16 protein-coding genes are annotated in these 13,097 nt (G+C 58.0%); 3 read left to right on the top strand and 13 right to left on the bottom strand.

Going from position 1 to position 13,097, the window contains the following annotated elements; genetic code table 11:
* Positions 1-2: 2 nt before the first annotated feature.
* The 10 genes from rpsA to VQ071_RS09930 form a co-directional block, all read right to left on the bottom strand.
* Entirely contained in the window at positions 3-1,244 is a 1,242-nt protein-coding gene (gene rpsA / locus VQ071_RS09885) for a 30S ribosomal protein S1 (protein WP_340513820.1), read from the bottom strand.
* Between the two features lie 114 nt (positions 1,245-1,358).
* The gene (locus tag VQ071_RS09890; protein ID WP_340513822.1) at positions 1,359-1,946 is read right to left on the bottom strand and encodes a lysophospholipid acyltransferase family protein; all 588 of its coding nucleotides are present in this window, start codon (positions 1,944-1,946) and stop codon (positions 1,359-1,361) included.
* Between the two features lie 3 nt (positions 1,947-1,949).
* On the bottom strand, positions 1,950-2,654 hold the full coding sequence (cmk, locus tag VQ071_RS09895) for a (d)CMP kinase (RefSeq protein WP_340513823.1): 705 nt from the start codon (positions 2,652-2,654) through the stop codon (positions 1,950-1,952).
* 192 nt (positions 2,655-2,846) lie between these two features.
* Complete coding sequence (locus VQ071_RS09900; RefSeq protein WP_340513825.1) at positions 2,847-3,041, bottom strand: hypothetical protein; 195 nt, start codon at positions 3,039-3,041, stop codon at positions 2,847-2,849.
* A 22-nt stretch (positions 3,042-3,063) separates the two neighbouring features.
* Positions 3,064-3,699 (bottom strand): flagellar brake protein, encoded by a 636-nt coding sequence (locus VQ071_RS09905; protein WP_340513976.1) that lies wholly within the window; start codon positions 3,697-3,699, stop codon positions 3,064-3,066.
* A 192-nt stretch (positions 3,700-3,891) separates the two neighbouring features.
* Positions 3,892-5,271 carry a germination protein YpeB gene (gene ypeB, locus VQ071_RS09910; protein ID WP_340513826.1) on the bottom strand — a complete coding sequence of 460 codons (1,380 nt, stop codon included), beginning with the start codon at positions 5,269-5,271 and terminating at the stop codon, positions 3,892-3,894.
* Positions 5,272-5,335: 64 nt separating this feature from the next.
* Positions 5,336-5,497: a hypothetical protein gene (locus tag VQ071_RS09915; RefSeq protein ID WP_340513827.1), complete on the bottom strand. Its 162-nt coding sequence runs from the start codon at positions 5,495-5,497 to the stop codon at positions 5,336-5,338.
* 56 nt (positions 5,498-5,553) lie between these two features.
* On the bottom strand, positions 5,554-6,243 hold the full coding sequence (prsW, locus tag VQ071_RS09920; RefSeq protein ID WP_340513828.1) for a glutamic-type intramembrane protease PrsW: 690 nt from the start codon (positions 6,241-6,243) through the stop codon (positions 5,554-5,556).
* Between the two features lie 127 nt (positions 6,244-6,370).
* Complete coding sequence (locus VQ071_RS09925) at positions 6,371-6,973, bottom strand: genetic competence negative regulator (protein ID WP_340513829.1); 603 nt, start codon at positions 6,971-6,973, stop codon at positions 6,371-6,373.
* A 235-nt stretch (positions 6,974-7,208) separates the two neighbouring features.
* Positions 7,209-7,553 (bottom strand): hypothetical protein, encoded by a 345-nt coding sequence (locus tag VQ071_RS09930; protein ID WP_340513830.1) that lies wholly within the window; start codon positions 7,551-7,553, stop codon positions 7,209-7,211.
* A gap of 173 nt (positions 7,554-7,726) precedes the next feature.
* Between VQ071_RS09930 and VQ071_RS09935 the strand changes: the two genes are divergently transcribed.
* The gene (locus tag VQ071_RS09935) at positions 7,727-8,608 is read left to right on the top strand and encodes a polysaccharide deacetylase family protein (RefSeq protein WP_340513831.1); all 882 of its coding nucleotides are present in this window, start codon (positions 7,727-7,729) and stop codon (positions 8,606-8,608) included.
* A gap of 61 nt (positions 8,609-8,669) precedes the next feature.
* On the opposite strand, the gene VQ071_RS09940 is transcribed toward VQ071_RS09935, so the two are convergent.
* Entirely contained in the window at positions 8,670-8,972 is a 303-nt protein-coding gene (locus tag VQ071_RS09940) for a hypothetical protein (protein ID WP_340513832.1), read from the bottom strand.
* Entirely contained in the window at positions 8,969-9,415 is a 447-nt protein-coding gene (locus tag VQ071_RS09945; protein WP_340513833.1) for a CPBP family intramembrane glutamic endopeptidase, read from the bottom strand. Before VQ071_RS09945 ends, VQ071_RS09940 begins: the two co-directional genes overlap by 4 nt.
* A 244-nt stretch (positions 9,416-9,659) precedes the next feature.
* On the opposite strand from VQ071_RS09945, the gene VQ071_RS09950 reads away from it, so the two are divergent.
* Both VQ071_RS09950 and serA read left to right on the top strand, forming a co-directional pair.
* On the top strand, positions 9,660-10,583 hold the full coding sequence (locus tag VQ071_RS09950) for a hypothetical protein (protein WP_340513834.1): 924 nt from the start codon (positions 9,660-9,662) through the stop codon (positions 10,581-10,583).
* Between the two features lie 181 nt (positions 10,584-10,764).
* The gene (serA, locus tag VQ071_RS09955) at positions 10,765-12,357 is read left to right on the top strand and encodes a phosphoglycerate dehydrogenase (protein WP_340513835.1); all 1,593 of its coding nucleotides are present in this window, start codon (positions 10,765-10,767) and stop codon (positions 12,355-12,357) included.
* A gap of 73 nt (positions 12,358-12,430) precedes the next feature.
* On the opposite strand, the gene VQ071_RS09960 is transcribed toward serA, so the two are convergent.
* Positions 12,431-13,042 (bottom strand): hypothetical protein, encoded by a 612-nt coding sequence (locus VQ071_RS09960; protein WP_340513836.1) that lies wholly within the window; start codon positions 13,040-13,042, stop codon positions 12,431-12,433.
* Between the last annotated feature and the right edge of the window lie 55 nt (positions 13,043-13,097).

A 13,097-nucleotide genomic window follows, 5' to 3' on the forward strand; every position in this document is an offset into this window, starting at 1 on the left:
GCTTACTTGAACTTGCTCAGCTTGTCGCCGAACTTCTCGGCCAGCGTGAAGCTCATGCTCTCCGGCGCAGGAATGTTCGCTTCCTCGCGCTGTCCTCTGGAGGAACGCGGAGCGCGCTCAGGTTGAGCAGGCGCTTCTTCGGTCTCCTTGATGGACAGAGAGACGCGCTTCTCGGCAGGGTTGAAGTCCAGAATCTTGGCTTGGACTTCTTGGCCTTCCTTGAGCACTTCATGAGGCGTCGCGATGTGGCGGTGCGCGATCTGGGAGATGTGTACCAGGCCTTCGACGCCCGGAGCGATCTCGACGAATGCGCCGAAGCTCACGAGGCGCTTCACGACGCCCGTCACCGTGTCGCCGGTGTTGAACTGGCCGCTGACGGATTCCCAAGGACCCGGCTGGGCAGCCTTGATGCTCAGGCTGATCTTACCGATCGAAGGATCGACTTTGAGTACTTTGACGTTGACCTTCTGGCCTTCGGAGACGACGTCCGCAGGATGCGCGACGTGATTCCAAGCGATCTCGGACACGTGCACCAGGCCGTCTACGCCGCCGATGTCAACGAACGCGCCGAACGGCGTCAAGCGTTGAACCGTGCCTTCGAGTACCTGTCCAGGCTGCAGCGAAGCCATGACCGATTGCTTTTGCTCTTCGTATTCGGCTTCGAGCACTTCTTTGGCGGAGAGGATGACCTTGTTGTTCTCGCGGTCGATCTCCTTGATCTTGACGCGGAGCTTGCGGCCCTTGTAGTCGGAGAAGTCTTCTACGAACTGGCGCGCTACCATCGAAGCGGGGATAAATCCGCGCACGCCGATGTCGGCGACCAGGCCGCCCTTGACGACATCCGCTACCGTGACTTCCAGGACTTCGCCGTTGTCGAATTTGCTCTGGAGGTCATCCCAAGCCTTGGCGCCGTCGATTTGACGCTTGGAGAGGACGAGGCTCGCCTTTTCGTCGTTGATGCTGACGACCTTCGCTTCGACTTCCTGACCGATCTGCACGGCATCGGAAGCATTCTCCAGATTGACGTTGGAGAGCTCGCGGAGCGGGATGACACCGTCGTATTTATATCCAAGGCTCACATAAGCTTGGTTGTCTTCGATTTTAACGATGGTTCCCTTTACGGTATCGCCCTTCTTCAGCGATACGACGTTCTCCAGCGCGTCTTGGGTTACCGTCTCTGCAGCGTTGTCGGCAGCGACGGACGCCTGCTCGGCGGATTCCTGGACATTGATTTCTTCAGACATGGAAATAACCTCCTCAGTTCTACCACAACTTTATTTAAACCCGCAACGCGGGGTTTAAATCACCTAAGTATAAAAATAGGACGAATGACCGTAGTATACGCCAAAAGGAAAAAATTATTGCGCCGGCTTGCCCGTGTTCAGCATCTCCCGAATACGGCCCATGAGCAGCTCGGTCGCCGCCTCCTGGGACTCGGCGGAACCTTCGGCGGCCAGCGCCGACAGCTCGAGCGGAGCGCCGTAGACGGCCTTCATCTTCGTGAACGGACGATAGCTGCCGATCAATGCGACAGGTACGATCGCCGCCCCCGCACGAAACGCCATGCTGACCGCGCCTCGCTTGCCCATCAGCCCGACGTCACGGCGCGTTCCCTCCGGGAAGATGCCCATGACATTGCCCTCGCGGAGAATGCCGATCGCCGTCTTGATCGCTTCCTTGCTCACGCCTCCGCGCTTGACGGGAAAGGCGCCGAGATTCGTAATCATCGCCCCGAAGCCCGGTATCCGGAAAAGCTCGGCCTTGGCCATGTAATGGACCTTGCGGTCGACGCCGATTCCGAGCGCGATCGGATCGAGCAGGCTCTTATGGTTGCTGGCCAGAATAACGCCGCCATGCTCTGGCACTTGTCCGGCGCCGACGGCTTCGAACCTGTAGAGCAGCTTAAACAAAATTCGCAGCAGCAATCTCGCAAAACGGTAGAACATCGGTCAATTCTCCCTCGCAGCGGTCGTCTGTGACGCTTGATCGGCGCGCGATACGATCTCGCCCACAATCTGTTCGATCGTGAGGCCCGTCGAATCGATCAGCACCGCGTCCGCAGCCTGGCGAAGCGGCGCAATCTCGCGCTCGCTGTCCATGCGGTCGCGCTGCGAGATCTCCCGCTCGAGCTGTTCGAGCGTGACGCCGGGGTCGTCTCCGAGCTCCAGATATCTGCGCCTCGCCCGCTCCGCGGGAGAGGCGGTCAGAAATATCTTGAGCTCGGCATCCGGCAGCACATGCGTGCCGATATCCCGGCCGTCCATCACGATGCCCTTGGCGGCGGCCATCCGCCGCTGCAGCTCCGACATGCGTTGGCGGACGGCTGCGCATGCCGAGACGCGCGATACCGACAGCGTCACCTCTCGGCTCCGGATGACCTCCGTCACGTCGTCGCCGTCCGCAAGCACGATCTGTCCGCCGTCGCCTGGCAGCAGCGAGATGTCCAGCGCCGCGGCCAGCTCGCCGAGCCGTGCGTCGTCTTCGATCGGGATGCCCCGCTCCAGCGCAACGACGGTAACGGCGCGGTACATCGCGCCGGTATCCACATATACGTACTGAAGCTTGCCTGCGACCAACCTCGCGACCGTGCTCTTGCCCGCGCCTGCGGGTCCGTCGATCGCGATATTGATGCGGTGCTGATAGGTTACATTCATGAAGAAACTGCAAGCCTCCTAGCGCGCACGAACCTCGGTGTCCGTCCCCTCGGGCGAACCCGTCAGGAGAAGAGGGGCGCGTTCTGCATGGTTACTCGAGAAAAGTAGCGCATATTACGCCTGCGCATGAATGAACAAATTATACCACAGCGCATAGGCATATGCAAAAAAGCAAGCCGGATAGACCGAGGTCTATCCGGTGCTGTAGGAGATGCCTTCATACCGCTCGGTCGGAACGAGGGCATGACGGATGGCAGGCACCCGCAGGATAAGCTGGGACAATATGAGCAGAATGGCGCCTCCGACCGCCGCCATCCGCAAATACCTGTCGGCGCGGTCTATCCAGCCTTCGCGCCCTTGCTGCGCTTGATTTTTGTTTTCCGCCAAGGCTACAGGATCCCTTTCTCCGCTAATCTTTGCGCCGCTCCAGCTGCTTTTCGAAGCAATACCGGATAATTTTCTGCTGGTCGGCATCCTGAATGTCCATGAACCGCAGCATGGCCAGATTGTGATGAGGCTCCACGGGCACGATTCTGACGATCTCGGCATCGAATTGCGCGTGCGAGACGGCGCCCGATTTATAATTCAAGAGTAACCAGCAGCTCAATTTAATATTCGGAGCGATCGGCCATTTGCGGTCGCAGCGGAACGATACCCCGCCCCCGCCCACATCGTCCGTCAAGGCCGTGAACCGGACCTTCTCTCCGAGTCTGACCGCGATCTCGAGCTGGGCTTCTACACGGAGGAAGCTTCTGCGCTGCTCTCTGGAAATATCGTCCGGATTCGGCTTGGGGACGACCAGCTGGCTGATGCTGTCCTTGCGCATCGCGTGCACATGGGCGACGAATTGATGCTTGACGCCCTCCGCCGTAAAGTAGGTGATTCTAAGCTCGTCCCCCGGCTGCGTCCTGTGCAGCCTGCGGGTCTGCTCGTCCATCGGAATATCGACATAAAAGAACAGGTCGTCGGCGTCGGTGACACGGGACCTGAGCATGCCGGGTGAACCCGGTTCGGATGGCATGGCATGGGGCTGTATGTAGAGCATTTGACCTATCTTGGGGAGCACGCTGCACCTCCATGCGACTGCGGGAATGATGTCGGAATATTGCAGATCGAACCAACCGTTTATTTTGCTCTTGCATTATATCACGATCATTTGTCCGGCGGCAGATGCCATTTCAGCAAAAATGGACAAGCCGCCCTTCGCTTTTGCTCGCGGGGCGGCTCTCTTGCCGTGCTATAGTATCGCTTTTGCCGAATCGGGGATTTGTTCGATCTTCTCCTCGATTCCCGTGTTTGCATTTACGTAGATCCGATATTGCGAGCCGTTGATTTTTCCCGTGTATTCGTGGCACAGCACGTCTTTCTTTTCATCGTTTTCGATGACGGCCAGCCGATGTGCCTTCATCTCGAATTTCGGATGGAGCACCGATCTGGCTTTGGCTTCTTCGATCGCAGGCTTGCCGACCGCAATGCCGGCCTCGCGGTAGACATGGTCCGCCGCCTGCAGGCCGACGGCTTCGCCGTTATCGAGCGCGATTCGCACCGTCACCTTGTCGGGGTATATCAGGACGCCGTCCTTTTCGGCCACGAAGGTGAATACCGAGACATGATCGTATTCGTCGTACGTCACAGGAGTCATCGCTGTGTAGCCCTTATCCTTCAGAAACTGAATCGCCTTCTCCTTTGCCGCTCCTACATTGAAGCTGCGCGTTTTGACGATGCGGGGATTCATGAACCACAGCAGCTTGCCGCCCTTTGCCGTAAAATCCATCTGGATCGTTTGCGCTTCGCCCTTTTTTTGCGAACGGGAGGCCGTGCTGACGACCGCAGTATAGGTCGGGTGATCCGTCTTTGTGCCGTTTTCGGTAATTTTAATTTCTCTCGTGCCGGACATCGCTTTTATCCCGAGGAATTCCGCCGCCTTCTGCCGCGCCTCCTCGGCGCTGATCTTGGGCCCCGACGCATTGCCGTGCGCCCGCTGCAAATCCGCGGAGACGTTCGACGGTCCCCAATCGTTCTCGGGATACGAGGATACCTTCTTGTCGACAGTCTTGAATCCGTCGATGATGGAATTGTCGGCTGTCTGATCCGCGCTCGACATGGCCACTTCGACGTCCATCCATCGCAGATGGTCGGACAGTACGGCGTCCTGCACCTTGCCAAGCTCCTTGTTGATGTCGGCGGCCTTCGCGTACAGCGACTGGATCGTTTGCGCCTCCTGCTCGGTTAGCGGTTCCTTGGTGAGATCCCGCACCGAAGTGCGATAGGCAAAATCGGAGATGCGCGATAAAAAGTTTTCCGCCTTGTTGAAAGGCAGCAGCGCCAGCGGCAATTGATTCACTTCATTTTGCGCCTGGCTCGTCAGCCGCCATACGTTGACCAGTCCCTTGCGCTGCATCCGGTACGAAGCGCCGTTTACCGCCAGCGTCTTGCCCAGCTGCTCCTGCAGGCTGTTCATATGATTCGTGAGATCGTGGAAAGCGCGCTGATATTGATTTTCCGCCTTGATCAGCACGGCGTTTTTTTCCTGGTGCTCCTGGTAACCCCAGAAAATCGCGCCCGCGAACAGCAGCGCGCACAGGGGAAACATCACTGCGCTTAAACGTTTATACATAAAAAACGGCCCCTTTCATTCCCAGACTACGGATTGCCGTTAGTGTGGGTATGAGGAGCCGCCTTTATGCATCGCAAGTTTCTTCCATATCGAACCTTTCGGCATTGCCGCATATGCATTGCCTGAAGCCGGTGTCGATCTTGCCCCGTTCGCGTCTGCCGCGCAGTATGAACTTCTCGCCGCAGGCTCTGCATCTGATCGTCACCTTGACGCGCGTGCTGTTCAAACGCTGTTCACTCCCTGAGACGGTTTAAATCCCAGTATCGCCCATTTATACGGAATCTAACCGCCTTCCTCCCGGTGCAGCAGACGAAAAGGCGAGACGGCGTTCGCGCTCTGAACGTATCGGATACCTCTGAACCAAAGCAAAAACATGAAAGGTACAATAATCCACATCCAAGTGCGAGGCAAAGATTGCATCAGAAAATCGTAAATACCGTGCCACGCAATCGGAAGCACGAACGCCATCGCCTGGAACAGCCGGGCTTGCTTGCCGGACGCGAACTTCGCCTTGCCCATAAAATAACCCATCACGACGCCGAACAGGGCATGTCCGGATACGGGCAGCAGCGCCCTGACGAGCAAGGTGCCGAACGTGGAAGGCTCGGCAAAGGCATACATTACATTTTCGATGGTGGCAAATCCGAGCGAGACGGCCGTCGCGTAGACGATGCCGTCATAGGGCTCGTCGAACTCCGTGTGATTGAATACGATATGGTACAGCACAAACCACTTGAACAGCTCCTCTACCCCTGCCGATACGACGAACGAAAAGGCAAAGGGAGATTCGCCAAGCCAGATCATCAGCCCCCGCTGCACGATCATAATCGGCAGCACGATCAGCGCACCGGTTACGAACATTTTGGCGACCATCGACAGCGGTTCCGTATCGTAGCGGTCCTTCCAATAAAAATAAGACAGCAGCGCAAGGCCCGGCGCGACGGCGGCAGCCAGTACCGACAGGATCAGCAAGTCGACCCCCTCCTTCCCTCCGTTATGGAATCGCACATGCCGGCTGACGGCGCGGGCGCAAAAAAAGGACAGCCGCATAAAAAACGTTGGACGTTTTTATGCAGCGTGTCCGTCTGAGAACGCCCGATCAGGCGAAGTGCTCCGTCAGTACTTGAACGGCATTGGCAGGTATAACCAACTGGCCGTACTCCTCGAGAACGGCAGGCGTCACCGAAGTTGCCTCGCCGAACTCGGCGAGCAGCGCGATGAGCGCATTGTCGTTCGCGTTTTCCCCGGTTGACGGATCGAAGCACAGTATCCAGTTGTTTTGGTATTTGTACATTCGGCCCTCGTCCGTAATGTGCGATCTCAGCATCTTGGCCGCGCCGATCGCATCCTCGATATCCCGGAACCGATATATGATGGCTTCGCTCTGCTCAAGCGTGACTTCCATTTCGTACACTTCTTCGTCAAGCTCTTCCTCCGCGCCTGCGTCGGAGCTTCGCTCGGTCTTGCCCCGCGTGACGATGACGACCATGCCTTGCGCCGGCATGGCGAACACTTCGACGGCAAGCGGCCCTGAGGCGTCGAAGCCGAGTTCGCTGTAAGCCTGGTCCATCATCTCGCTGAAGAGCTCATGTACTTTCGGAATTTCCCGCCACATGTCTTCCTTCTGGATCCCGCGTTCAGACAGATCGTCAAAGGTAAGGAAAATCCTAATCTTGTCTTGGCTAAGCCGCTCCATCCTCATGACAGGATCCTCCCTTCTGCACACGATGGGTGATAACAGCGTATGACGCAACGGGCGACAGGTGTGTAATTTGTGCTTTAACATATGTTATCACTTCTACCCTTGAAATGCACTAGCCAAAACCCACAAATTTCAGTTAAACTCGCATCTTCCGCAAGCTCCGTTATATGTAAGCGAAACAAAAACGGCCCGGCGTCTTCTGTCCGAAGATGCGCGGGCCGCCAGCCTGGATCGTTCAGATCCGGTGCTGTCCGTTTTCGCTCAAAATCTCGTTCACGTCTTCGCGCACATCCGCATCCTGGGAGATCAGATGCGCGATGTCGCCGAATCCTTTGGCTTTGGCGTCGGAAGACGATTCGGCCGCGGACTTGGCGCCGGCAGCATGCTTGCGTTCGGATCTGTCCGAGCCGAAGCGCATATCGAACATTTTGCCGATCGCGCCTTCTTTTTTGCCGAAGGAGCGATTTTTGATTTCGTGGCCGATCATGCTCGCAGCCATCGACCATTTCGGACTGCGGCGAATCGCGACCGTCAGCGCGGCTCCGACGATACCGCCCATGACAAATGCACCCATTTTCATTGCTGCCGCCCTCCGTTCGTATGCGATCAATATGTGTTGTGCGTTCCCTCGTTATTGTAGGCCTTCTCCGCCCCTCGCATCCGGCTTAAATAAAGGAAGAAGATTGACCGCGCGCTTCCTTGGGTATGGTACAATCTGATAAGCTTTAGTACCGCTGAAAGGATGTAATCGCTATGATCAAAAAAGCCGGCGGCTTCGCAGCCGCCTGTACGCTCGCAGCAGCGCTGTCCGCATGCAGCGGCGACGGGGCCAATCAAGGCGCCTCGTCCCGGGCGCCCGTCGTCTCGGCTACGGCCTCGTCTTCGGCATCGCTGCCTTCATCGCCCTCAGCCGCGCCTACCGTGGCCCCATCGCCGACCGTCTCCCCGTCTGCTTCGCCTGAAGCGACTGCGACCGGCGAAGCAGTCGCCAAAAACTACAAGATGAACAAAAATTACGACATCGTGCCTGTCGACAAAGCATCGGGCAACGACAAGGTCGTCCTGCTGACGTTCGACGACGGCCCCAAAGACGAGAAAACGCTCGCCCCGATACTCGACACGCTGGACAAGCATCACGCCAAGGCCATTTTTTTCGTGAACGGCTATCGGGTCAAGGCGCATCCCGAGCTGCTCCAGGAAATCGACAAACGCGGCCATATCGTCGGCAATCATTCGTACGACCACATTCAGCTGGGCAAGGAGAAGGCGGACAAAATCAAAGAGCAAATCGGCAAGGTGCAACAGATTGTCGAGGCGACGATCGGCAAAAAGCCTGTTTTTTTCCGACCTCCGAACGCTTCTGCCAACGCGGACGTACACAAGATCGCGGCCGACAACGGCTTGCTGTTCATGACCTGGTCGAACGGGTCGCTTGATTGGACGATGAGCGGCACGAAAATAAAAGACAAGCCGCAAGCGATCATCGACAACGTGCTGAAGCAGCTGCATCCCGGGAGCAATATCCTGATGCACGAGCTGTCCTGGACGGGCGAAGCGCTGGACAGGCTGCTCACGACGCTCGAGGACAAGGGCTATGCCTTCGTCGATCCCGACGCTATCCAAACGACTTCCTAACATGCAAAAAGCCCGCCGCATCGGCGCCGCAGTGCGGCCGAGCGTCGGGCTTTTTCAATTCTCAGATGGAATAATGCTCATACCCCCACCAGATCAAAAAACCGACCAGTCCGGCAAACAAAACGAGCAGCGTACGGTAAAACCACTTGCTGTAGCTCTTGCGAAGCGAAGGGTGAACGACCGCGCGCGGCGGCATCCCTGTCTCCGGCATCCCCGATGCCGCCGCCGCTTCGGCGATCGCCCGCTCCAGCTCGTCGATCGACATGGGCCCTGACGCCGCGGGCTGCTCATCGTCCGGCGATAGCGCGCGACGCTTCGCGGCAACAAACTTGTCCCAGGCGGTCGGGGACTGCTGCTCGCTCATGGCTGCTCCCTCCGATAGCGGATAATGATGCCCATCACGAGATCTACCAGAAAGTGAGCGACGATCGGCGCCCATATCGTGCCCGTATGCGACATCAGCAATCCAAGGCCGTAGCTGATGGCAAATACGAGTCCGGTCGGAATCCAGTGCCGCAAGTACCGGACGTGGATCGCCGCGAATATGATGCTCGTCCAATACGGACCGAATGCATGCTGTAAGGCCCCTCTGAAAAGCAGCTCCTCGCAAAAACCGACGACCGCACATAGCAGCGCGATATGCCACAGCGGACGGGCGCGGAAAATACGTTCGTTGACCCCGCCGTCATCCTTGGCATCGTCCGGAATCCAGCGGGAAATGCCGATGTCGACGGCAATTACGGCAGCAGCGGTCCCCGCGCCCCAATATAAAAACGACCAATCCCTCGGCATGTGCAATAATGCCAAAATATTCTGCCCCTGAAAAAAAATCCACGCCAATCCGATAATGAGGGTAAGCGTCTGTGTGGCGTATAAATTGATCAAAAGTCCGCGATCGCTAAGCTCGTCTACAGTCACTTTTCTAAGTTTAATTTTTTTGATGTCGAATTTACGCATGTTACCTCGTTTGATGTAAATTTTTGATATGTACGTATGCTAATAATTTCCTTATACTTGTTCTATTCATGTCGATATTTGCGAGGAGTCACCCATGGAAAAGCGTCTCTCTAGAACGGATCTGTTGTTCGCGCTCGGATTTTTGTTTCTGCTGATCGTCGCGATCGCCGCCTTCTTCAGCGGCGTCAAAGTAGGCACGCAGCGCACCGAGGCGCTGTACGCGAAGCCGTCCCCGACAATGGAGGCCAGGACGGTCACATCACCCAACGCTTATACGCAGCAGGATCTCGTATCCTTCTATCATAACGTATTTTTACCTCATCGTGAATGGATGGCCGAATGGTCCGCCGCCCGCACCCGCTGGCTCTCCGACGATACCGCGGACCGTTCGGCATCGCTCAAGGAGCTCGCGAAGCTCGCCGCGGCCAAGTACGAAGAATCCAAAGTCACTGCCGTCTCGAGCGTGTCTCCGCTGCTCATGAACGCGCAAAACAATTACTTGAAAAGCCTGAAGCTGTTCGAAAACTCGCTGGGCGAGATGGCCGCCAAAGTCAACGACGGCTCCTCCGCGTCCGCGATCGCGGCGGTATCCAAGAACGCTTACTTCAGCGAAGGCATCCGGCTGACGCTGCTCGCCCAGAGCCAATATTACAACGCGATGCTCAAATGGGGCGCCACCGTCAATCTGTCGTTGCCGGACAATTACGAGCTGCCGAACGTACTGCCGAATTCCGAGTGGTCCAAGCTCCCGCTGCTCGTCAAAAACGCGATAGCCGCGCAGTACATGTTCAAAAACCGCTCGGATTACGACTATCTGCCGCAGGATCTGACGGCGCGCATCGATCAATTCATCAATTCGGGCCAGGCGGACAAGATGAAGCAAAAAACGGTCCGTTCGACGGTCGATATGCTGATGGGAACCGGCGCGATCCGCAGCGGCGACTATCTCTCGCTGCGTTCGCGTTATTATGCCAAAGAACTGCTGCCGATGCTCCCGTTTTTCTCGTCGGATACGTGATATTACGCCGGCCGGCGACAATTGTTCCACATTTTCCATTGCAATTGCAAGTCCCATTGCTTTACAATAAGAATCGCCGCTTTTACGAGATCACCCTCAAAACGCTGTTGGTCCGTTCGGGCCGCGGGGGTTTTAGGGTGTTTTCTATATATTCATCACTTCGTAGTACAGGGGGATTACTATGTTTAAAGTGTTGGTATCGGATCCGATCAGCGATCTGGGCATCTCGCTCCTCGTCGAGGCGAGCGACATCTCCATCGATAAGAAAACCGGTCTGTCCGAAGACGAGCTGGTCGCCATCATCGGCGAATACGACGCGCTGCTCGTGCGCAGCCAGACGCGCGTCACGGACCGCATCATGACCGCCGGCAAGCAGCTCAAGGTCATCGGCCGCGCCGGCGTCGGCGTGGACAATATCGATCTGGACGCCGCCACGAAGCGCGGCATCGTCGTCATCAATGCGCCGGACGGCAATACGATCACCACCTGCGAGCATACGTTCGCGATGATGATGGCGCTCGCCCGCCATATCCCTCAAGCCTACGCCAAGACGATCGGCGGCCAATGGGACCGCAAGTCGTTCGTCGGCGTCGAGCTGCGCAACAAGACGCTCGGCGTGCTCGGCATGGGACGTATCGGCAGCGAGGTGGCCGCAAGGGCCAAGGCGTTCGGCATGAAGGTGCTCGGCTACGATCCGTTCCTGACCGAGGAGCGCGCCGACAAGCTCGGCGTGACGCTCGCCAGCGTCGACGATGTCGTCCGCGGCGCCGACTTCATCACCGTACACACCCCGCTCACGCCTGAGACGCGTCATATGATCGGCAGAGCGCAGTTCGAGGTCATCAAGCCGGGCGTACGGATCGTCAATTGCGCGCGCGGCGGCATCATCGACGAGCAGGCGCTGATCGAGGCGATCGATGCCGGGCGCGTAGCCGGCGCCGCCTTCGACGTGTTCGAGGAGGAGCCGCCTGCAGCCGATCATCCGTTCCTGAAGCATCCCAAGGTGATCGTCACCCCCCACCTTGGCGCTTCTACCGTCGAGGCGCAGGAAAACGTCGCGATCGACGTATCCGAGCAGCTGCTGCATATCCTGAGAGGCGAGCCGTACAAAAACGCAGTCAACATGCCTCCGGTGCCGGGAGACGTGCTCGCGAAGCTCGAGCCGTACTTCACCCTCGGGCGCAAGCTCGGCAGCTTCGCCGCCCAGATCACGGACGGACCGGTCAAGGAGATCAACGTCGCCTACGCCGGCGAGCTGGCCGACGTGGACACGGCGCCGCTGACGCGGCAGATCGTCCAGGGCGTGCTCGCGCATCATCTCGGCTCCGATCAGGTGAACGCGGTTAACGCGATGCACCTGGCCAAGATGCGCGAAGTCAACATCGTCGTCACCCAGTCCCAGGCCGCGAAGGGCTTCACCAACCTGGTGACGGTGACGCTGAAGACAGGACGCGAGGAGCGGTCCGCCGCAGGCGCCCTGCTCAACGGCTTCGGACCGCGCATCACGCAGATCGACAAGTACCCGGTTGACGTCGAGTCGCAGGGTCATCTCGTCCTGATCTCTCACCACGACAAACCCGGCATCATCGGACGCGTCGGCACGCTGCTCGGCACGAACGGCGTCAACATCGCGACGATGCAGGTCGGACGCAAGATCGTCGGCGGCGCCGCAATCATGGTGCTCGGCGTCGACAAAGCCGTACCGAAGGATGTGCTGAGCCAGCTCGAGGAGCTGCCGGACCTGAATTCGGCCAAGGAAATTCAGCTCGTATAAAGCAGACGCTATGTAAAAGACCGCCCGTCCGTTTGGACGCGCGGTCTTTTTTGGCGTTCCGGCATTAATGCGATCAGACTTCGAACGCGACGTTCTGGTCTGGCGGATGCGCCGGGTCGCAACTTTCTTGCGGTCCGGGGCGGCGCCTGAATACGAATGCCATACCGCTCATATCGACCGGCAGCGCAGGGCTGACGACATAATCGCAGTATGCGTGGCTGCCGCTGCTGCCCCCCTGATCTGTGCGGCATTCGAAGCCCTCTCCAAGCTCAAGCTCATAGCTCATCCAAAAGTGGGCGGGCAAATCCGGGGCGTCCATCTCGTGCCGGTCGATATGCAGCGTGACGACGCTCGCATTGTCGTACTGCCGCGCGGCAGCCAGCGTGTACAGACAGCCCGCGTGCTCGACAGAGCGATGAATCGGGACGTATCCGACGAAGCCCGCCGGCTCGATAGCCGGCTTGAACGTGTCCTCGTGCAGCAGCAGGCCGAACAACGCCTTCAAGTGCTCGTCATACAGGCCGCAGCGCGCCGCCCATTGTTCGATGTACGCGAAGGGCGGGTAGCCCGGATTGTCTGGCGAGAGCCGCTTGCGCTCCTGCAGCAGCTTGCATAATTGCTCGTCGACCGACTTTACACGTTCGTCGTAATAATCCGTGGGGCGCTGGTAAGGCATTCGCTTCATCGTTGTCCAACCTCCTCGATCATCGTTTTCCCCGTACTCTGCCCTCTGCGCCCTG

This window comes from Cohnella sp. 56 (genome assembly GCF_037963805.1).
GTDB lineage: Bacteria > Bacillota > Bacilli > Paenibacillales > Paenibacillaceae > Cohnella.